Origin of the sequence: Candidatus Contendobacter odensis Run_B_J11, from assembly GCF_000531125.1 — a bacterium.
Taxonomy (GTDB): Bacteria; Pseudomonadota; Gammaproteobacteria; order Competibacterales; family Competibacteraceae; genus Contendibacter; species Contendibacter odensensis.
On record NZ_CBTK010000047.1, the window covers coordinates 50,532 to 70,787 of the forward strand.

A 20,256-nucleotide genomic window follows, 5' to 3' on the forward strand; every position below is an offset into this window, starting at 1 on the left:
AGGGAGTCTTGCGGAACAATAGGTTGCTGGCTCCCCCTCCCCGCGCGGGAGGGGGTTGGGGGGAGGGGGTCTGAACGCTTACCCTAAGACTATTCCGATTGGCGCCGATACCACTCCGCATGTTCGACACTGTAGAGATAGGACGCTGGAAATCCTTCCGGCTGAATCACCTGTCCAACCAGAATCAGCGCAGTACGGGTAAAACCCTTCGCTTCAACTTTGGCGGCGATGTCGGCCAGAGTGCCCACTACCCCATCCTGATCCGGCCATGACACCCGATGCAGCACCGCTACCGGACACTCCGCGCCGTAGCACGGAATCAGTTCCGTCACGATCTCCTGCAACTTGTCCACACTAAGATAAATCGCCATGGTCGCCCGGTGCTGGGCCAATTCCGGCAGACTTTCCCCTTCCGGCATCGGAGTTTTGCCGGCATGGCGGGTGAGAATGAGGGTCTGGCTAATACCCGGCAGAGTCAGTTCCCGACGTAACATTGCGGCCCCGGCAAAGGCGGCGGTCACCCCAGGAATCACCTGGTACGGAATTCCCAGTTTTTCCAGTTCGCGGATTTGTTCACCAATGGCTCCGTACAATGCTGGATCGCCGGTATGCACCCGCGCCACATCCAACCCCTGCTCATGCGCGGCGCGGATCCGAGCCATGATCCCGTCCAGACTCAGATCAGCGGTATTGACAATCTCCGCCGTGGGGTTGGCGGTCAGAACCACTTCCTTAGGCACCAGCGAGCCGGCGTACAGCACCAACGGACATTCGCGGATCAGGCGCTGACCCTTGACGGTGATCAGTTCGGGATCGCCGGGACCGGCGCCAATGAAATAAACAGTCATTGAAAATTACCCTTATCCAATGGTTCTACCAAAGCTACGCTTTGATGGGTGGGTTACATGCATGGGAATGATGGAAAGCGGAACTTTTAGAATACCATCCTGACTCGCACGAGCAGGGCCAAACTCAAGCGCAATACGACGGTTGAAACCGCAGAGCAACGCAAGAGAGAACTCTATGGAACTACGGTGGAAGCTGGTTGAAACAATACCCGTTGAAGCTGGACGGATGGCGGAACCGCTGACTGATAACGATGTGACCTGGGCACGAATGGATGGGCCGGGACAGCCGATGGTTGTCACGATTGTGCTGCTACTGGATCAGCCGCTGAATGCGGAACGGTTACGCGAAACGCTGCGATTGCGATTACTGCCCTTGGCGCGATTCCGGCAACGGGTAGCGTGGAGCGCAGGCCGCTATCGCTGGCTGGAGGACGCGCCGCTCGACTGGACCGCCCATCTGCACTCGATGCAGTTACCGGAGCCTGCTGATCAACGCCTGTTGGAGGAACAGATCGGGCGCTGGGCCGGCGAGCCGCTGGATTTTACCCGCCCGCTCTGGCGCTGTTTTCTGGTAGAGAATTACGCTGCCGGTTGTGCGCTGGTGTTCCGGGTGCATCACTGCATCGCGGACGGGGTGGCGCTATTACGGGTGTTCCTGGCGCTGACCGACCGAGCGGCAGTGGCGCAGGTCGTGGATCCGCAGGCCGAGCGCCAGGAGCAGGCGCGGCTGGCAGCAAAAACCGCCAAGCCGCTCACACCGCTGCGTGACCTGACCGAGAAAATGCGCTGGGGAGCCGCGTTCGGAACGGCGTTGCTACGGCAACTGTTCATGATGCCGGAGGTGCGCACCGCGCTGCGCGGACGCTTGAATGGGCATAAGCGGGTGGCATGGTCGGCGCCGATCCCGTTGCAGGACATCGCCCTGATCCGCCAACGGCTGGGCGGACGGGTGAATGATGTGATGCTGGCCGTGATCGCTGGAGCCTTCGGGCGCTATCTGCGGGCGCGGGGCGAGATCACCCCGACGCTAAAGGTGCGGCTGGTGGTGCCGGTCAATCTGCGTGCTTACGAAGAGGAAATCCGGCTGGGAAACCAGTTCGCAGTGATCTTTACGAGCTTGCCGCTGGGAATGGTCAATCCCGTAACACGCCTGAAGGCAGTGCGGGCACAAATGGAGCGGATCAGGATCTTGCCGGAGGCAGTAGCCAACCGGGTCATGATCAATCTGGTGGGTCGGCTGCCCGCTTGGCTGGAACGAGGGGCATTGTGGCTGTTTGGCATCAAGGCGACGGCGGTGATCACCAACGTGCCGGGGCCAGAGCAGCCGCTCTATCTGAGCGGAGCGCCGCTGGGACGGGTACTGGCCTGGGTGCCGCAGATCTCCGGCATCGGTATCGGCGTGAGCGTTCTGAGCTACGCCGGATCGATCACGGTGGGGGTAATGACCGACAGCGGCGTGATCGCCGATCCGTGGGAACTGGTAGCCGGGTTTGAGGCGGAACTGGCGGAATGGGTAGAACTGGCGCAGATCGAACCCGGGTGGCACGGTGAGCGCTGCCGTTAATGACAAGAAGTCAGGACGTTCGCTCATAAACTGGGTGTCGTCATACCCGTGAAAACGGGTATCCAGCCTTTTCAGCAGCTTACTGGATTCCCGCTGACGCGGGAATGACGAAAAGCGAAAGTTCTGGAAGTGAAACCGCTATGGCGATAGTCGTTAGCCCCTTACAATGATTCATGGCCCGTGGTGGCAAGGAGGGAAACATGTATACCAGCCATTTCGGTTTTGACAGCAAGCCGTTCAAATCCAAAGATCCGAAGGATTTTTACCGTAATGCCAATTTCGATGTCGCCTGTGCCGACATTCTGGACGGTATTCGGGAACGGCGCGGGTTCATCCTGCTGACCGGCGAGGCCGGGATCGGAAAAACCTTCGTGCTGCGCCGCTGCATGGCAGAAGCCGACGATATCCGCTTCGTGCTGCTCAACAACGCCAATCTCAACTTTCCCGACCTGCTCAATTATCTGTGCGGCGCGCTGGAATTGCCGGCCACCCACCTGAATACCGAGCAGCAGGGCCAACGGCTGCTGGACACTTTGGTGGCGTATGCACGCCGTAACCAGACCATCGCCTTGCTCATTGACGATGCCCATCATCTGCGCGCCGATGCGTTGTGTCGCCTGTGGGAATTTGTAGAGGTGCCGTCGCTGCCCAGCCAGCGCTTGCAAGTCGTACTGGCAGGATTGCCGGAAATCGAAGGCAAACTGCGCCAGTACGATTTACAACTGATCCAGGACAGCATTGAGGTTCGCTGTCATCTGGAGCGCCTGAGTACCCTGGAAACGGGGCTGTTTATCTCGCACCAGTTCACGGTTGCCGGACTTGAAGTCGGCGATTTGCTCTCGCCGGCGGTGATTGATCGGATTGCCACCCATAGCCAGGGCGCACCCCGCGCAATCGCCATGCTGTGCGATGCGATCCTGCTCTTTGCCAGCCTGGAATCAAATCAGCGGGTCACGCCGGAGCTGGTGGACGACGTTGCTCGCGACTGTTTTCTCGGTGCCCGCTCCGAACGGCCAATAGTCGAAACTCAAGCTCCCCGTCACCCGGTTTCCACTGCTGCCACACCGATGACCGATGACGATCTTGACGATCTTGAACTGGGTTTGCCCGATCTCGATTTCACCTTCGATTTCGATCCGGATCAAACGGCGGTCAGTGAGTTATCGGTGGGTGAATCGCCGGCGGTTGCGATCCCGGATTTTGAGCTGGAGCCGGCCACTGTGATGACCCCGGAACCGCCGGTCGAGCCGGCATTCGCCCCACTGGCGGAGTTCCCTGAGCCCATCCCGGAGCCAATCCCGGAATCGCTCCCGGAAGCCCTGTTGCCGGCGTCGCCGCCCCTGCGTGCATTTGCCCAGTTGCTGGAGGAAACCGTTGCCAAACAGGATCGCCATGATGTCCGGGATCGGGCGGCGCTCCGCTTTTTCCACTACGGCTATCTGCGGTTGTTGCAAGGCACGAGTCGGGCGCGGCTGACCGAGTGCGAATGGCGACTGGCGCGGCTGGCGCAAATCCAGCAGCCGGTGGTGGTCATGCTGGCGGTGGCTATCCGCGCCGCACCGAGATCGAGTGGGGTGTTATGCGCCCTGCTGATCAATCCGACCTGGTGGCAGTATCGCGAGATTCGCTTGCAGGTGCGCAGTCCCGATCTCAGCTTCGCCAACGCTGGACAGGCTATCTCGCTGCGGTTGCTGGGCGGTCGCGACGCCCATCCGGTGTATCTGGAATTTCACGGCGCGAGTGCGGGTTCCACCCAGGCCGGGCTGCGGCTGGAGATCGAACTCCGCGATCATCGCGGGGAATGGCAGGCTTATGTCAGTCGGCGGGAGATTCGGCTGGATCTGCCGCTGAGGCGCGAAGGCGGGCGCAAGGTGGATAAGGTGCTGGCGACCGACGCCCGCCCCGATTGTTTCTGGCCTGAACCGGAAGGCGCTGAAAACGATGCCGCTGCCGGAATCTGGTTGTTGAACGAGTCTGCCGCCTTAACCACTGTGGGCGGTTTGGCCGATACCCTGCCACTCGAGCTGGAAGTCGATGCCGAGCGCACCCAACGTCTGCGTGCTACGACGGTGCAAACCCTCGTTCGTGGCACCCCGCTCACTCGAGCGTTGCTGTTGTCCGCCGACCCCGCCCACGCGCCGGCGCGGATCGAACTGGTTTCGCGTCCTTTCATGGTGCTTGGGCGCTACAACGCCGTGACGGGAATGGGTTTCGGCGACTTCGCTCTGGGTTTCGTCCCCAAGTACAACCGGATTTCCCGGCTACATGGCGTGATTTGCGCGCTGGGTGATCAGTTGGCGCTGATGCCGGCGAGCAATCAGGGTTACACCTACATGGGTCGCAATGGGGTGCGATTGGAGCGCGGGTGCTGGGAGTTCCTTGAGTCCGGCGATGCTCTGGAGATTTGCGGCCTGTACCGCCTGCGCCTGACTCTGAGCTGGGATCAGCGGGGTGAGCGCGACCCGCCGGGCTGGGATCCCGCCGAGTCACGCGAAAAGTTTGGGCATTATCTGCTCGACCTGGTTGACGAGTTGCAGCAGCGTGATTCGCGCACCAATACCGACGAGACCCAAGCCCCGCTCAGGAGTCGCTACCTCAACCTGCTCCGGATGCAGGAACGGGTCGCCGTCATGAACGGGGTCGGCAGTCCGGGTGCCCTGCTCTATGCCCGATTCGAGCGCGAGGATGAAGCCGGAGGACGGCAGGTGGTGCATTATTACCTGCCCAAGTGGTTGTCTTTAGGCAGTGATCCGCAAGCCGGTTTGCGGATCACTGCCGCAGGCGTAGCGCCGCAACAGGCCGAGCTGCTGCTCCGCGATGGCATGTACTGGATTCAGAATCTGGCCGGACCGGGTTCGGTGCGGGTCGGTTGTCACGGGTTGGCTACTAACGAGGTAATCGCATTGGAAGCAGGCGATGTGCTGGGGATTGGGTCAGCGCGATTTACCTTCGAGGCGTATTGATCAGACCAGACCGCCGGCAAGCCCCGGTACGCTCACTTCAGCGAGAAACCCACCCAGCGTCCCGGAACGACCCAAGCGCAGGGTACCGCCGTATTGCGCAACGATGTCCCCGGCAATCGCCAGTCCCAGACCGTGACCGGCACGGGACTCATCAATCCGCACCCCACGCTGGCGCAACCCCTCCATCTGTTCCGGCGAGCAGCCTGGCCCGTCGTCTTCTACCCGCAGCCACCAACCTTCCGCGTTAGCCGTAGCGGTCAATCGCACCCGTGTTTTTGCCCACTGGCAGGCGTTGTCCAACAGATTACCCAGCAGTTCCAGCACATCGTCGCGGTCACCGGGAAATCCGCAATCCGGCGGAATCCGGGTTTCGATAATGAGGTTACGGTCGCGGTGGATGCGATACAGAGTTTCAACCAGATCAGTGACTTCCCGTTCCAGCATCACCCGCTGACCCGGAGCGCCCCCGCCGACGATGCGCGCCCGTTTGAGTTCACGTTCGGTCAGGGCACGGATGTGCTGAAGCTGCTGGCGCAAATCCCGCCACCAAAGCGTGCTATCGCCCGCCGGCGGTAACTGTTCGGCTAACTGAGTCAGCACGGTCAGCGGTGTTTTCAAGGCATGAGCCAGATTGCCCAGCGCATGGCGGGAACGGCGCTGGCGTTGATCCAGCAATTCCAGCAGCCGGTTGAGTTCAGCCACCAGCGGCTGCACCTCGGCGGGGGCCTCGCCCGACAATTGCGGAATTTCCCCCCGCGCCAAGCGGGGCAGTTCGCGACGAACCTGCTCCAGCGGTGCCAGTCCGCGCCGCACGATCAGCCGCTGCACCAGCAGCAGCACGCCGAACAGCGCTAGGGCGATCAGGACAAATTGCAGCAACAGGCGTTGCAGTCCAGCGTCCACCGGGCTGAAATCCTCGGTGACTCCAATAGCAACCGGTTGGTTCTGCACCCGAAAGGCGCGACCCACCAGCAACAATTGTTGCTGCTGCGGGCCGGTCACGAAGCTTCGGGTGAAACGGTCAGGAACGAGTGGTGGCAGTGGCAATTCAGCATCCCACAGCGAGCGCGAGCAGATTTCGCCGGTGGCCGTTGTGATCTGGTAATAGTGTCCCGAATAGGGCTGGCGGAACGTCGCGCTGATCCGGTCAGTAGCCAGTTCAAGTTGACCGTTGGCGTTCAGCGTCAGCGCGGCCAGCAGCGTTTCCAGATCGTGTTCCAGTCGACCGGCCACAAAATCCTCGGCCAGCCGCCGCAGCGAGTAGCCGCCAACCGCAACCGCCAGCACCGTGAGCACTGCCAATACGATGATCAGGCCAGCCGAGAGCCGGGCTTGCAGCGACTTCACTCGGCATCGGCTCCGAAAATGTAGCCTTGGCCGCGCCGGGTGGCGATCAGATCGCGCCCCAGCTTGCGGCGCAACCGGTTGATGTAGACCTCCAGCACGTTGCTATCGCGCTCGGTCTCACAATCGTAGACTTGCTCGGCCAGCCGGCTTTTGGACAGTACCCGGCCAGGGTGCAACATGAAATAGCGCAGCAGGCGAAACTCGGTGCCGGTCAGTTCAAAAATCTCGCGGGTGGCGGAAATCTGCACGGTCTGAGTGTCTTCGTCCAGTTCCAGACCGGCGATTTTCAGCGGACCCGGTGGTCGAGCGACGCCGCGCCGTAACAGGGCGTGAAGCCGGGCGATCAGTTCAGCGACATGGAATGGCTTGCTCAGATAATCGTCAGCGCCGGCCTTAAAACCCTCAACTTTTTCGTGCCAGGCGTCGCGAGCGGTCAGAATCAGCACCGGCGCCGGATTGCCGGCGGTGCGCCAATGCCGCAATACCTCCAGCCCAGAGCGACCCGGCAGCCCCAGATCCAGCACCACCGCCGCGTAAGGTTCGGATTCACCCATGAATTCGGCATCCACCCCGTTATCCACCACGTCCACCGCAAAACCGGCCTGTTCCAGATCGATTCGCAGGCGACCGCTCAACATCGCGTCGTCTTCAACCAGTAATAGCCGCATCGCTATTTCCGGGGTTTCTGCTCGAGATGCCACAGTTCACCGGTGCGGGCGTCGTATTCAAACTCCCGCACCACGCCGTCTTCGCCCAGAAACTTGAGATCGTAAACATAGCGCCCCTGCTCAAATTCCAGTTCCGCTTCCAGCAATTGCCCATCGGAATACTGGCGCCGGTGATTAGCAATGATCGTTTCCAGCGACAGGATTGCCCCGGCATCGCGCAACTGGCGAACCTCCTTGTAATCGCGTCCGGCAGTCACCGGGCTGGCAGCGAGCGAACCCACCGCCAGAGTCAAAAAGAGGGCGAATCTGGCATAAAGGCACATGAACGCATTGCCACGAGTGCCAGATTCAGGCGCGTTTGCGCCCGGTAATCATGGCGCGGGCCAGATTCTCGCGGTGCAACAGGCTTTCCCAGACCACACCGATCAGATGCCCGACCACCAGAATGACGGTAAAGTTGGCAAAGAATTCGTGCAGTTCCTTGAAGGTGTCAATGGCGCCGTCGCTACTGTTCGCCAGCAGGCCGGCGAGTGGCCCCAGTCCCTTGTCGGCGCCGTACAGCATCAGGCCGGCAGCGACCGTGATCGTCAGGCTGAGCAATAGAACGATGATCATCATGCCGCCGGCAGGGTTGTGCCCCAAATGACGGGGGGCGCGCAAAGTTAGCACGCTCTTGACATAAATCAGGACTTCACGCGGCCCATACACAAAGTCGCTGAAACGGGCGTAGCGCGGCCCCACAAAGCCCCACAGCAGGCGGAACAGCAGCAGGCCGGCAAGGGTGTAACCGGCCCAGACATGGAGGGTTTGCAGCCACTCTTCACTCAGTAGCCGATCCCGAATTTCTTCAAACCACTCACTCTGGGTGCAGTAGGCGAGGACGAAAGCGATCACCAGGGTCCAGTGGAACAGGCGGACCAACGGGTCCCAAACAATGATTTCAGCAGTGCTACGGTCGGTCATGGTTATTTCGACGCATCGGTAGCGCCTCCACCGCAGCGCGGACGCCGGCGGGGAGGCAGGGTGATAGGCGGAGGGACTTATTCAGTCGTTACTTGCCTTGGGCGTCGACCAGTGCGCCAGTGGCGATCTCGTAGTAAACCTCCCACTTCTTGCCATCGTCGCCGGTGATTTTAACCTCCCAGGTCTGCTTGCCTTTATGGGTATCCTCATACGCCTTGGTCACTTTGCCCGGATGCGCTTTGAGCGCCATTTCGGTTGCCTGTTCCTTGGTGATAGCGGCGGCGGGCTGGGAAGTGGCTGGAGCCGATGAGACTGGAGTAGCGGCAAAGGCGGCGGTGGTAGCGAAGGCAATGGCGAGGGTGACGGCGGCGAGTAGCGGTTTGCGAACGATCATGGATGTAGACCTCGTAAGATGGATTCAGGGATGACAATCGGGCCGTGGGTTCGGATGAGTTGCTCTGCCGTGACCACAGCCTTGGAGCACACTGTAAACCGCTTGCCTGAATTGAACCTTAAAATACGCCGACATCCCGCTCGACCCATGGATTCAGGACTTTCGCTCATAAACTGGGTGTCGTCATACCCGTGAAAACGGGTATCCAGTCTTTTCAGCAGCTTACTGGATTCCCGCTGACGCGGGAATGACGAAAAGCGAAAGTCCTAGGATTCATTGATGTCGCGGCTGATCCAACACCATTAACCGAGAATGCTTAACCTATAATCTCACCGATATCAGTGTTTCTGTTTGTCCTTGTCCTTGTCCTTGGATTGCAACGCACCCGGAGCTCGTCTTATGAAATTTGATATGCGGGTATCGCTACCCGAGCCGCGCACTGCGGCACTCAAACTGTGCCTGGCCGTGGGTCTGGCGGTCGGAGGGGTCGGTTGCGGTGATCGCACCACCGATGTCGAGTATGTGCAGCGCGCCCGTGAACATCAGGCTAAACGGGAGCTACAGGCCAGTGTCATCGAACTGAAAAACGCCCTGCAAAAGAATCCAGAGAATCGCGATGCCCGCGCGCTGCTCGGTCAGTTGTATGTGGAGACCGGCAACGGGGTGTCGGCTGAAAAGGAATTGCAGCGGGCCAAGGAACTGGGTGCAGATCGGAGCGTCTGGCAGGTGCCACTGGCACGGGCTTACCTGTTGCAGGGTCAGAACCAGAAACTGCTCGATTTGACGCCAGAAGCCAACGATCCCGCAGCGCAACAGGCCACCCTGCTGGCTTTGCAGGGACTGGCCGAACTGGCGCTGAATCGTTTGGACAACGCCAAGGCCAGCCTGAGTCGCGCCCTGGAATCGCAGCCCGATAATCCAGACGCCTTGCTGGGGATGAGCCAGTTGGCACTGATCAACCGTAATTACAGCGAGGCGGAAAATTTCGCCAGCAAGGCCAGCGAACGCGATCCGCACGATGTGCGGCCCTGGTTCGTCAAGGTGCGGTTGAGCCGCATGCAGAATGACGATCCGGCAGCGCTGAAGTCGTTGCAGCGGATTCTGGAACTGCAACCACAAAATCCTGTGGCTCTGCTGGAGCGGGCGGAGATCGCCATTACTCAGGGCAAGCAAGACGAGGCGCTGGCCGATGTTGAAGCCGTGCGCAAGCGCCAGCCCAATCTGCCAGACGCCAACTATCTGCGCGGGCGCATCCTGTTCCAGAAAAAAGATCTGGCGGGCGCGCAGGATGCGCTATTGCAGGTGCTCAAAGTGGTGCCCAACCATCCGGGCAGTCAGTTCCTGCTGGGGTCCATCAATTACGAACAGAACAATCTGGGGCAGGCGGATTTGTACCTGACCCCCTTCGTTAACAGCCAGCCGGGCTATCTCCCGGCCCGGTTGCTGCTGGCGGCAACCCAGCTCAAGCAAAATCAGTCGCGCCGGGCGATTGATCTGTTGACGCCGGCGTTGGCGCAGGCACCGAATGACGCGCAACTACTGGCCCTGCTAGGCAGCGCCTATTTGCAGGATCGCAACTTTGCCAAGGGTTCCGAATATTTGCAGAAGGCCGCCCAAATCACCCCGGAAGCCACCGGCGTTCGCACTCAACTGGCGCTGTCACGGCTGGCCGAGGGGCGGGCGGATGAAGCGGTGCAGGAACTGCAAGGACTGGTGGAACTGGGCCAGGACGTGATGCAGGCTGACCTGTTGCTGGTGCAAGCCTATTTGCAGCAGAAAGATTACGACAAGGCTATCGCGGCTGCGACCACACTGACCGGAAAACATCCCAACGATCCGGTGGCCCATAACCTGTTGGGCAGCGCCTATCTGGCTAAGGGCGAAGATGGTAAAGCCCGTGGCGAATTTGAGCAGGCGTTGAAACTGGACCCGAACCTCAGTCCCGCTGCACTAAATCTGGCGCTGCTGGAACTCAAGGCCGGCAACCGCGACGCTGCCCGCGCCCAGTACGAAGCCATCGCCCAAAAAGATCCCGCCAATCTGAACGCGCTGCTGCGCCTTGCCGGTTTGGCGGAACAGGCGGGTCAAGCCGACCAGGCCCAGCGCTGGCTGGAGCAGGCCTGGAACAAGAATCCGTCGTCACTGCCCGCTGGCTTGGCCCTGATCGAGCGCTATCAGGCCGCGAGTCTCAATCTGAAGGCGGTCAATGTGGCGCGTGGACTGGAAGCCGCCAATCCCACTCACCCGGCAGCGCAACGGGCGCTGGGTCTGGCGCTGCTGGCCGATGGACAGCCCGCCGAGGCGCTCAAAGCCTTCCGCAAGCTGGCCGAATTGCAGCCGCAAGCGCCGGAACCCTGGCATCTGATCGCCCTGACCCTGGCGCGAACTCAGGATTTCAAAGGCGCGACGGAGGCGATTAACAAGGCGCTGGCGGTGCAGGGCAACTATCTGCCCTCGCTGATAGCGCGAGTGGAGTTGCAGGCTCAGCAACAACAATTCAAAGAGGCGCTGGCCGGAGCCAAGGCGCTGCAAAGCCAGTTCCCGGATTTGAACATTGGCTATCGGCTGGAAGGCAATCTGTACTTGCAGCAGAAGGATTTTGCCAAGGCGCTGGCAGCCTATCGGACGGCTCATGCCAAGACTCCGGACAGCCAGACCGTGTTGTTGCTGGCCGGGGCACAGCAGGTCACCGGCGATAGCGATGGCGCGATTAAGACGCTACGCGATTGGCTGACCGCGCATTCTGATGACGTGCAGGTTCGCACCCGGCTGGCGATGGAATTGCAGCGGCTGGGTCGGCGCGAAGAGGCGATTACCGAATACGAGCGGTTGGCCCAGCGTGAAGCGCAGGCGAAACCGGGTTCTGATGCGACGGTGCTGGATCGGGGTCTGCGGCAGGCCGACACTCTGTTGATCCAGGCGTATCTGCAACAAAAAGACTACGACAAGGCCATCACGGCAGCCCGCGAGCTGACTCAGAAACAGCCGAACGAACCCGGCGCGTTCAACCTGCTGGGCGCGGTTTATCTGGCCAAGGGCGATAACCCAGCAGCGCGGACCGCCTTCGAGCAGGCGCTGAAGCTGAAACCGGATTACGTTCCCGCGCAGATGAACCTGGCCGGGATCGAAGCCCGCTCGGGCGATAAGGCAGCAGCGCAACTGCGTTATCGGCGAGTGCTGGAGCGCGAGCCGGACAATCTGGCGGCTGTAGTGCGGCTGGTGGCGCTGCTGGGCCAAACCGACGAATCCTTGCGCTTGCTGGAGGGTGCTTGGAACCGGCGGCCCGATTCGGTTGAGGCTGGGTTGGCGCTGGCGCAGGACTATCTGGCCCGTAAGGACAACGCCAAGGCGCTGGCGGTGGTGAAAAAGCTGGCAACCGCCAAGCCGGATGACCCGCAGGTGGTGCGGGCGCTGGGCGTGGCCCAGGCCAACAGCGGCGAAATTGCCAATGCGATCACGACCTTCAAGAAGCTGGCGGGATTGGTGCCGAAATCGCCGGAACCGTGGTATCTGGCGGCCATGGCGCAGGGGGTCGCCAAGGATACCAAGGCAGTGGCCGAATCGCTCGACAAGGCGCTGGTGATTCAAAGCAACTATCTGCCGGCGCTGATCGCCAAGGTGCAGTTACAGCAGCAGGAGGAGAAGTTCGACGCAGCGCTGGCCGGAGCGCGCAACATTCAGGCGCTCTATCCCGATCAAGTGACGGGTTACCTGCTGGAAGGCGAATTGGGCTTGCGCCGGAAAAATTATGCGCCAGCCATTGCCGCCTATCAGGCCGCCTACGCAAAAACGCCGAATGGCGAAACTGCGCTGCGGCTGGCGAACGCACAATGGCAAGCGGGTGAACGCGATCCGGCGCTGGCGACGCTACGCCAGTGGTTGACCAGCGAGCCGAAGGATGCGCGGGCGCGATTGGCGCTGGCGGTTTATTTACAGGAAACACAGCGGCGGCCTGAGGCCATTGCGGAATATGAGCAATTGGCTAAACAGGCCCCGGATAACGCTGCGGTGTTGAACAACCTGGCCTGGCTGTACTTCGAGGTGAACGACCAGCGAGCGTTGCCCTACGCGGAACGGGCACACGACCGGGCACCGGATCGGGCCGATGTGACCGATACCCTGGGCTGGATTCTGGTGCAGCGTGGTGAGACGTTGCGGGGCCTGGAATTACTGCAAAAGGCAGCGGAACAGGACCCGAAGCAGCTCTCGATCCGTTATCACCTGGCGGCAGCCTACGCCAAGGCGAGTCGCAAGGATGCCGCACGGCAGGAGTTGGAGAAGCTGTTGAGCGGCCCGGAGGCTTTCCCGGAGCGGGAAGACGCCCGCAAGCTGCTGGAGAGTGTGCGGAACTGAACGGCGGCATCGGAGCGATGGATCGCTCCTCCGCTGGATCGCCCGCGATGCGGGATTAAGCCGGAGTGATTCGACAGTCACCCCAGCGGAAACTATAGTAACCAGAGGATGAGATTCACGGATCACGGCGGCGCAATGGCGCTGGCCGCAGTTCGATCAAGCGAAGGCTTATACTCATCCGCTTTCGTGAGCCCCTTAACAATTGCATAAGGAAGCTGTCCATGTCCGTTCCCAGCGACCTGCCGGTCTGGCAAGAACTGAAAGCCCATCACGCCGCCATGGCTGATCTGCATCTGCGCGAGCTGTTCGCCGCCGATCCCGCCCGGTTCAGCACCTTTTCCCGGCGGTTTGGCGATCTGCTGGTGGATTTCTCCAAGCATCGCATCACCGGAGAAACGCTCGGCCTGCTGATCGAACTGGCTCGCCAGGCGCAACTGCCGGCCTGGATCGAGCGGACCTTCAACGGGGAAATGGTCAACCACACCGAACGCCGCTCGGTGCTGCATGTCGCCTTGCGCAACCGCAGTGATCGCCCGATTCTGGTCAATGGCGCAGACGTGATGCCGGGCGTTAACGCGGTACTGGAACACATGCGCAAGTTCGCCGATCAGGTACGGCGTGGCAAATGGCGCGGCCAGACCGGCAAGCGCATTCGCGATGTGGTCAACATCGGCATCGGCGGTTCCGACCTGGGGCCGAAAATGGTCTGCGAGGCACTGGAACCCTATGGCGATCCGACCCTGCGGATGCATTTCGTCTCCAACGTGGACGGCGCTCACATCAGCCATGTTCTGGCCGAGTGCGACCCGGAAACCACCCTGTTTATCATCGCTTCCAAGACCTTTACCACCCAGGAGACCATGACCAATGCCCACACCGCCCGCGCCTGGTTGATCAAGGAACTGGGCGACGAGACGGCGGTGGCCAAGCATTTCGTGGCGGTATCCACTAATGCCGAAGGGGTGCGCAAGTTCGGCATTGATACCGCCAACATGTTCGAGTTCTGGGACTGGGTGGGCGGGCGCTATTCACTGTGGTCGGCGATTGGCCTACCGATTCTGGTGTACATCGGCATGGAGCATTTCATCGAGTTGCTGGAAGGTGCGCACGCGATGGATGAACACTTCCGCACCGCTCCGCTGGAAGAGAATCTGCCGGTGATTCTGGCGATGCTGGGGGTGTGGTACATCGACTTCTTTGGCGCGGCCAGCCAGGTCACGCTGGTCTATGACGACTATTTGCGTTCGTTACCGGATTATCTGCAACAACTGGATATGGAGAGCAACGGCAAGTCCATTGACCGGGAAAGCCAGCCGGTCACGGTCAACACCGGGCCGATCCTGTGGGGCGGTTTGGGTAATAACGGCCAGCACGCTTTCTATCAGTTGCTGCATCAGGGTACGCATTTAGTGCCGGCGGATTTTCTGGCTCCAGCGCACAGTCCCAATCCTATTGGCGATCATCACGCCATTCTGCTTTCCAACTGTCTGGCCCAAGCCGAGGCGCTGATGGTGGGTAAAACCGAGCCGCAGGCCCGCGCCGAACTGGAGAAGCAGGGTTTGAGCGGCGAGGCGCTGGAGCAGTTGCTGCCGTATAAGGTCTTCCCCGGCAACCGGCCCAGCACCAGCCTGTTCTATCGCCATCTGACCCCGCAGGTGATGGGTTCGCTGCTGGCGCTGTACGAACACAAGGTGTTCACCCAAGGCGTGATCTGGAATATCAATTCCTTCGATCAGTGGGGGGTGGAACTGGGCAAGCAACTGGCGAATGCGATCTTGCCGGAGTTGAAAGGTGACCGTCCGGCGGGTGGGCATGACAGTTCGACTCTGGGTTTGATCGCGTTCTGTCGCACCCCGGATTAGCAGTCCGGTTTTTTACCGGCCCGTTCACGTGGGGATTACTAAAGCGTGAACGGGTTTTGAGTTTTTACAGGGAGTGTCCTATGGCGCGGTCTCTGATGCAGCACTCCATTAGGCTTTGAGGTGATAAAACAAGAGTTAGGCTATTACCATGGGAGGGTCATCTGGCGGCGGGTTACTTCGTAAATAATCCAGAGCCTCAAGGGTGATTTGTTCCGCCGATTCACCGCGTGGCTGGCACCTCTCTGCCCACGGGCGACCAGGATGGAGAACATCCCACCGTGGACGCAAGCCAGCGTGGCGTCCGCTACCTGGATCATGGTTGCCGAATCCATCGATGAGCTTGTTCCATAGTGGATCAAACTTCGCGATAAGCAGCGACTCACCGAGGGGAATCCAGATATCGTCCACGATTAAATAGCGACAGTGGAAATCTGCAATACTCAGGTTGGATGCTTCATCGATGCTCTTGGCGTGTTGCTTGAGTCTGTTATAGAGAACCTTTCCGGGAGAAGCTTCTAAATCTCCACCTTTTCTAGCCCCTTTAGGCACGGCTTTACCAATGTAAATTGGAGCGTTAAACACTTTTTTCCTGTTGCGCTTGGCTATTGCCTCGTAGCCCCGAAAATCACCTGTGTAATAAATGGCATAGATACCCGCGCCATCGAAGATATCGAAGCTTCCCAAGGAGATGACGGGTTGCCGTAGCATGGCTTGACCGACACTTTCTCCCAAATGCCGCTTATCAAGAGGATTGAAGGGAACGACATTGCTATCGGTCATGCTACTTTCCTTCCCTTGGAGTGGCTTAGTTTATGTATACCAGCCTCTGCAAGACGTTCCGCTACAGACGCAGAAACGCAACGAGCCAAGGCAACGGGAACGGCGTTACCCAGTTGTCTCATGGTCTCTGTCCACGAGCCATGAAATACATAACCATCGGGGAATGTTTGCAGGCGGGCGGATTCGCGTACACTGAAATAACGAACATTCCCGTCGTCCATAACCATCATATTTTCACCGCCGGGCACCCCGTGGTTTCCCGCCTTGAGCGTTTTTGCGGGCAGGTCGAGAAGGCTGCCCGTGTGTCCCTTGTATATTTTGGCTCCATCTTGAAAGTTGTGATTATGAAACTCCTTGGCTGCCCTTTTGCGGGGGTCTGGGACATCCATCAACGCATCCCGGACTGTCCGCCATGCGCTATCTTCGATATGCAGAAGAGTCCTGCTCAGTTTTTTGATTCTTTTTTCCAGCTTTTCAGGTACCTCTGGACGTTTGGATTTTGGAACTCGGTGTTTTTCCCAATATTCTCCTGTAACCCATTGCGAATACAGAAGCGCATCATAGGAATGAGTTGGACGCGGAAAAGACCATTCAATACCCATGTCGGAGCGAAAGCCTACAATAAACACGCGCTCACGTTTTTGGGGTACTCCGTAATCGGCAGCGTTTACAAGGGTAGGGACCACATTGTAGGTGAGCGCTCTCCTGTGCAGGACACCTGAGGTCTTTTCCCGTTGCAGTCTACGCAAGTGATCCAGCCACGTTTCATGTTGCCGTCGGTTGACTTCGGGGAATTCCAGTTGAAGCAGGATGTACTGGTAATAGTTCGCGAAGCTGGACCGAGTCAGCCCCTTTACATTTTCAATGATGAAGGACTTTGGCTTTAGCTTGCTCACCAGTTCAACTGTAGAGGGAAACATATCCCTTTTATCACCATACGCTTTGTGTTTGCCTCCCATCGAGAATGGTTGGCATGGTGGTCCCCCCGCCAGCAAGTCGATACCATCAGCAATTGAGGACCAGTCAAAGTTCCTTACGTCTCCTTCCCAAAGCGGCCAATTCTGGAGTAATGGATATCCGCGCTTTTGATTTTCCCTAATGGTGTCACAGGCCCATTTATCCCACTCCACCACCGCCAGCGACTCGAAACCTGACAATGAAACCCCCATGGCAAGTCCTCCTGCACCCGCAAAGAGTTCAACTGATTTCATGTTTTTCACCTTCCGGTGCGTACAGAAAATGCCTCATGTTTTTCAACATGATCGGTGTTGACCAGGGTCAGGGCCGGTCGGTACCGATGGTATCTTCAGTGCCCGCCAACAGGTGGCGGATGTTGGAGCGATGTCGCCAAATCAACAGCCCCACCATGAACAGCACGGCAGCAAACTGTACGCCCGGTAGTCCGAATCCCCAGGCAAACAGCGGGGTCAGCGCGGCGGCGGTGAGTGCCGACAGCGAGGAAATGCGAACCACGAAGGCCATCAACAGCCAAGTGACGAGCGCCGCCAGCGCCACCAGCCAGGACAGACCCAGGATGACGCCAAAAGCCGTCGCTACGCCCTTGCCACCCTCGAAGCCGAAGAACACTGGATATAAATGCCCCAAAAATGCCGCCAGTGCGGTCAGCGCTAATCCAGTCTCGTCTACGCCCGCCAGCCGTGCCAGCAGCACCGGCAGCAACCCTTTGGCAAAGTCACCGGCCAAGGTGATCGCAGCGGCTTTCTTGCCGCCAAAGCGCAACACGTTAGTGGCGCCGGGATTGCGCGAGCCTTCACGGCGTGGGTCGGGCAATCCCATCAGCCGGCAGACAATGATCGCGGTGGAAATGGAACCGGCCAGATAGCCGAGAATGACAAACAGGATTGTGGTGAACATAACCGTCAGTTCAAGCGATTCAGGAGCGCCAGCGCTGGCCGGCAGTGGACAGGATGAGGGGTCAAGACCGGCGGTTTTTACGTTAAGATGCGAACCCCGCCTGGACCTTCCCTCATGGATATTATTTTCATTCGCGAATTGCGTATCGAGACCACCATCGGCGTTCATCCCTGGGAGCGCCAGATCCGCCAGACGCTGATCCTGGATTTGGAACTGGGCGCCGATACGCGCCCGGCGGCAGTCACCGACTGCCTCGATGATACCCTGAATTATCAGGCCGTGGCGCAACGGGTCAGCGAGTTCGCTGCTGCCAATGCTTTTCAGTTGGTGGAAACTCTGGGCGAGCGTATCGCTGAATTGCTGCGACAGGAATTCGGTACGCCCTGGTTGCGGCTAACGGTGCGCAAACCCGGTGCGGTGCGGAGTGCCCGCGAGGTGGGCATCATTATCGAACGCGGTTGCCGGGACTGAGCGCGTGGCCCAGGTTTATGTCGGCATCGGCAGTAATATCGAGCCAGAGCGGCATCTCAGCGCCGGGCTGGCCGAACTCCAGCGGCAGTTCGGTTGGCTCAACGTATCCACGATCTACGCTAACGCAGCGGTCGGTTTTACCGGCGCCGACTTCCTGAATGGAGTGGTGGGGTTTACCACCGACCTGACGGTACAGGTCGTAGTTGCCCGCCTGCGCGACATCGAGGCGGTTCACCGGAATACCGCCGATCCGAAGCCGGCCTCGCGGGCGCTGGACCTGGATCTGCTGCTCTATGACGATCGGGTACTGCGCGAAGGCCGGTTGCATCTTCCCCGTGATGAGATCGTCCGCCATGCCTTTGTGCTGAAACCACTGGCCGAGATCGCCGGCGACCGTCGCCATCCGCTGCTGGGTACGAGCTTTGCTGAACTGTGGGCGGCGTTCGATTCATCACGGGAAACGCTAACGCCAGTGACGCTGAGATGGGAACCATCACTCAGCCGGTGAAGAACCGCAATCCGGTTGCATCACAGCCGACTCCATTGTGCCCGTTTGCGTTCGCGCAGCCGTGGCACCATCACCGCGACCAGCAGGCAGGTCCCCAGAATGATCGCGCCCATCAGAAATCGCAAGTTGCCATTGTCGTTGCGTAACGTCTGATTGTCCTGCTGGACGATTCGCAGTTCCCGTTCCAGGGTGACGGTTCGCTCCTGCAAGGCTTTGTTGCGTTCGTCAATCGCCACCGTATCAGCGGCCACCTTGCGATATTCCGCCATTTGCTGGCGCAGGCGCAGGGCTTCCTCATAGAGTTGTGGATAGCTCAACGCCTCCGCGCCGGGCTTGTTGACCACGCTCTCCATGTGTTGCTGGAGATCAGTATGCCGCGCTTTCAACTGCTCCAGCTCCTGACGGGCACTGACCAGTTGTTCATGATTGCCAGGGGTCTGGGTGAGTTGGGCGCTAGGCAGCCAGCCTTTCACTCCGGCAGAGCTGCGAATCTGGGTATAGCCTTTGGCGGCATCCACTTTCAACACCGTTACCGGGGAGCCACCACGCACCGAACCGATAACCTTGTAGCGTTCGGAGGCACCAGCACGCAGCGGAATTTCCAGCGCATCAATGATATAGGTCGCGGATGGGGGTGGAGGCGTGCTTTGTGGCCCAGCCAGGACCGGAGTAGCTGCCACCCCAACGGTGATCGCCAGCAGGAATATAAACGGTATTTTCATCGGAGATGTAGCTGCGAACGGCAGGAGAGTGGAAGGTCAATGCTCGCGATTCTAGCGGGTTTCCAACCTTGGTTTGCGGCGGCGATCCCGCTTGATTCAGCGCCATGGTAAAAAGAGCGTTCTTTACCGATAAGCGATAATCCGCACTTCGCTACTCCAATCGCCAAAGAATGGCGCACCCTCGGTTTGCAGAATCAACTCCCGGTTTTTGGGCATCGGCAGCCAGACGTTATCGGAGTTGTAGCTCCAACTCGGTTGTGGCTGACCGAAAGCGTAGAGATAGAACGCCGCCTGCCGCTCTCCCTCCACCTGCACCGAAATCCGAAAGCGATGGGCGCCGCCCTTGACGTATCCGGTCGCAATTTGAGCATACACCAGAATTTCCCGCGCCTTGTCGGGCACCAAGGTGGGAATTCGCCGCGTCTCCCGTTGGCTACCCCCGTTGGGCAATTCACCTAACGGCACGTCCACCGCCCAGAAATCGGCTGATCCGCTTGCGGTGTTCTGCAATTGCACGCTCAAGGCCGCTTGTTGCGCCGTCACTTGTCGTATCTGCTTCTGTACATCGGTGACGGCGACCTGGGTATTCCATACTCCTTTCCGCAGCTCGCTGAACGCTTTCTGCGTCTGGATCTCCGACTGCTGCCGTTGCCGACCCTGTTCTCGCACCTCGGCAAGGGCCTGTTCCATCCGCCCCAAGCGCTCGCGCATCGCGTCCAGTTTTGGCTCCAGGGTGGATGGCGTCGTCGTCGGCAGGGCTTGAGGCGGAGTCGCCGGTCGGGAAATCCTTTCCACCAGCGCCTGGTAAAGGGTGCAGCCTGGCGTCAGCGCCACCGTCAGCACCACGACTCCTGCCCTTCTGATCCGACTCATGCCTTGTTCCTGATTGATCCCGCAACATCGTCCATTATACCGGGTATTCCCGCGCCGGTTTCCGG

Annotated in this window: 17 protein-coding genes; 6 read left to right on the forward strand and 11 right to left on the reverse strand. The window is 59.6% G+C overall.

Annotated elements, in window-relative coordinates; translation table 11 throughout:
• Window positions 1-89: 89 nt before the first annotated feature.
• Window positions 90-848 (reverse strand): precorrin-4 C(11)-methyltransferase, encoded by a 759-nt coding sequence (gene cobM / locus BN874_RS04375; RefSeq protein ID WP_034431079.1) that lies wholly within the window; start codon window positions 846-848, stop codon window positions 90-92.
• 175 nt (window positions 849-1,023) lie between these two features.
• Between cobM and BN874_RS22165 the strand changes: the two genes are divergently transcribed.
• On the forward strand, window positions 1,024-2,412 hold the full coding sequence (locus tag BN874_RS22165) for a wax ester/triacylglycerol synthase family O-acyltransferase (protein ID WP_081756133.1): 1,389 nt from the start codon (window positions 1,024-1,026) through the stop codon (window positions 2,410-2,412).
• 200 nt (window positions 2,413-2,612) lie between these two features.
• The gene (locus BN874_RS04385; RefSeq protein WP_034431080.1) at window positions 2,613-5,375 is read left to right on the forward strand and encodes an AAA family ATPase; all 2,763 of its coding nucleotides are present in this window, start codon (window positions 2,613-2,615) and stop codon (window positions 5,373-5,375) included.
• Here the strand turns inward: BN874_RS04385 and BN874_RS04390 are convergent, their stop codons facing one another.
• The 5 genes from BN874_RS04390 to BN874_RS04410 form a co-directional block, all read right to left on the reverse strand.
• Window positions 5,376-6,722, reverse strand: a complete 1,347-nt coding sequence (locus BN874_RS04390; protein WP_034431081.1) for an ATP-binding protein — start codon at window positions 6,720-6,722, stop codon at window positions 5,376-5,378.
• On the reverse strand, window positions 6,719-7,390 hold the full coding sequence (locus tag BN874_RS04395; RefSeq protein WP_034431082.1) for a response regulator transcription factor: 672 nt from the start codon (window positions 7,388-7,390) through the stop codon (window positions 6,719-6,721). The genes BN874_RS04390 and BN874_RS04395 overlap by 4 nt, the downstream gene beginning before the upstream one ends.
• Window positions 7,391-7,392: 2 nt before the next feature.
• Complete coding sequence (locus tag BN874_RS04400; protein WP_034431083.1) at window positions 7,393-7,713, reverse strand: PepSY domain-containing protein; 321 nt, start codon at window positions 7,711-7,713, stop codon at window positions 7,393-7,395.
• Window positions 7,714-7,738: 25 nt separating this feature from the next.
• Window positions 7,739-8,353 carry a cytochrome b/b6 domain-containing protein gene (locus BN874_RS04405; protein WP_034431084.1) on the reverse strand — a complete coding sequence of 205 codons (615 nt, stop codon included), beginning with the start codon at window positions 8,351-8,353 and terminating at the stop codon, window positions 7,739-7,741.
• An 88-nt stretch (window positions 8,354-8,441) separates the two neighbouring features.
• Window positions 8,442-8,747, reverse strand: coding sequence for a PepSY domain-containing protein (locus tag BN874_RS04410; RefSeq protein WP_034431085.1), 306 nt, complete (start codon window positions 8,745-8,747; stop codon window positions 8,442-8,444).
• 399 nt (window positions 8,748-9,146) lie between these two features.
• On the opposite strand from BN874_RS04410, the gene prsT reads away from it, so the two are divergent.
• Together prsT and pgi are read left to right on the forward strand one after the other, a co-directional pair.
• Window positions 9,147-13,100 (forward strand): XrtA/PEP-CTERM system TPR-repeat protein PrsT, encoded by a 3,954-nt coding sequence (prsT, locus tag BN874_RS04415; protein ID WP_034431087.1) that lies wholly within the window; start codon window positions 9,147-9,149, stop codon window positions 13,098-13,100.
• 221 nt (window positions 13,101-13,321) lie between these two features.
• Window positions 13,322-14,962: a glucose-6-phosphate isomerase gene (pgi, locus tag BN874_RS04420; protein WP_034431089.1), complete on the forward strand. Its 1,641-nt coding sequence runs from the start codon at window positions 13,322-13,324 to the stop codon at window positions 14,960-14,962.
• Between the two features lie 135 nt (window positions 14,963-15,097).
• Here the strand turns inward: pgi and BN874_RS04425 are convergent, their stop codons facing one another.
• The 3 genes from BN874_RS04425 to plsY all read right to left on the reverse strand — a co-directional run bounded on the left by BN874_RS04425 (window position 15,098) and on the right by plsY (window position 17,617).
• Window positions 15,098-15,742: an Eco29kI family restriction endonuclease gene (locus BN874_RS04425; RefSeq protein WP_034431091.1), complete on the reverse strand. Its 645-nt coding sequence runs from the start codon at window positions 15,740-15,742 to the stop codon at window positions 15,098-15,100.
• Window positions 15,739-16,953 carry a DNA cytosine methyltransferase gene (locus BN874_RS04430; protein ID WP_034431092.1) on the reverse strand — a complete coding sequence of 405 codons (1,215 nt, stop codon included), beginning with the start codon at window positions 16,951-16,953 and terminating at the stop codon, window positions 15,739-15,741. Before BN874_RS04430 ends, BN874_RS04425 begins: the two co-directional genes overlap by 4 nt.
• A 67-nt stretch (window positions 16,954-17,020) precedes the next feature.
• Complete coding sequence (gene plsY / locus BN874_RS04435; protein ID WP_034431093.1) at window positions 17,021-17,617, reverse strand: glycerol-3-phosphate 1-O-acyltransferase PlsY; 597 nt, start codon at window positions 17,615-17,617, stop codon at window positions 17,021-17,023.
• 114 nt (window positions 17,618-17,731) lie between these two features.
• On the opposite strand from plsY, the gene folB reads away from it, so the two are divergent.
• On the forward strand, window positions 17,732-18,088 hold the full coding sequence (gene folB / locus BN874_RS04440; protein WP_034431094.1) for a dihydroneopterin aldolase: 357 nt from the start codon (window positions 17,732-17,734) through the stop codon (window positions 18,086-18,088).
• Between the two features lie 4 nt (window positions 18,089-18,092).
• Window positions 18,093-18,596, forward strand: coding sequence for a 2-amino-4-hydroxy-6-hydroxymethyldihydropteridine diphosphokinase (gene folK / locus BN874_RS04445; RefSeq protein WP_034431096.1), 504 nt, complete (start codon window positions 18,093-18,095; stop codon window positions 18,594-18,596).
• Window positions 18,597-18,616: 20 nt separating this feature from the next.
• On the opposite strand, the gene BN874_RS04450 is transcribed toward folK, so the two are convergent.
• Together BN874_RS04450 and BN874_RS04455 are read right to left on the reverse strand one after the other, a co-directional pair.
• A complete protein-coding gene (locus BN874_RS04450; RefSeq protein ID WP_034431098.1) occupies window positions 18,617-19,318 on the reverse strand; it encodes a TIGR04211 family SH3 domain-containing protein in 702 nt (233 codons plus the stop codon).
• A gap of 123 nt (window positions 19,319-19,441) precedes the next feature.
• A complete protein-coding gene (locus BN874_RS04455) occupies window positions 19,442-20,191 on the reverse strand; it encodes a hypothetical protein (RefSeq protein WP_154724739.1) in 750 nt (249 codons plus the stop codon).
• Window positions 20,192-20,256: the final 65 nt, after the last annotated feature.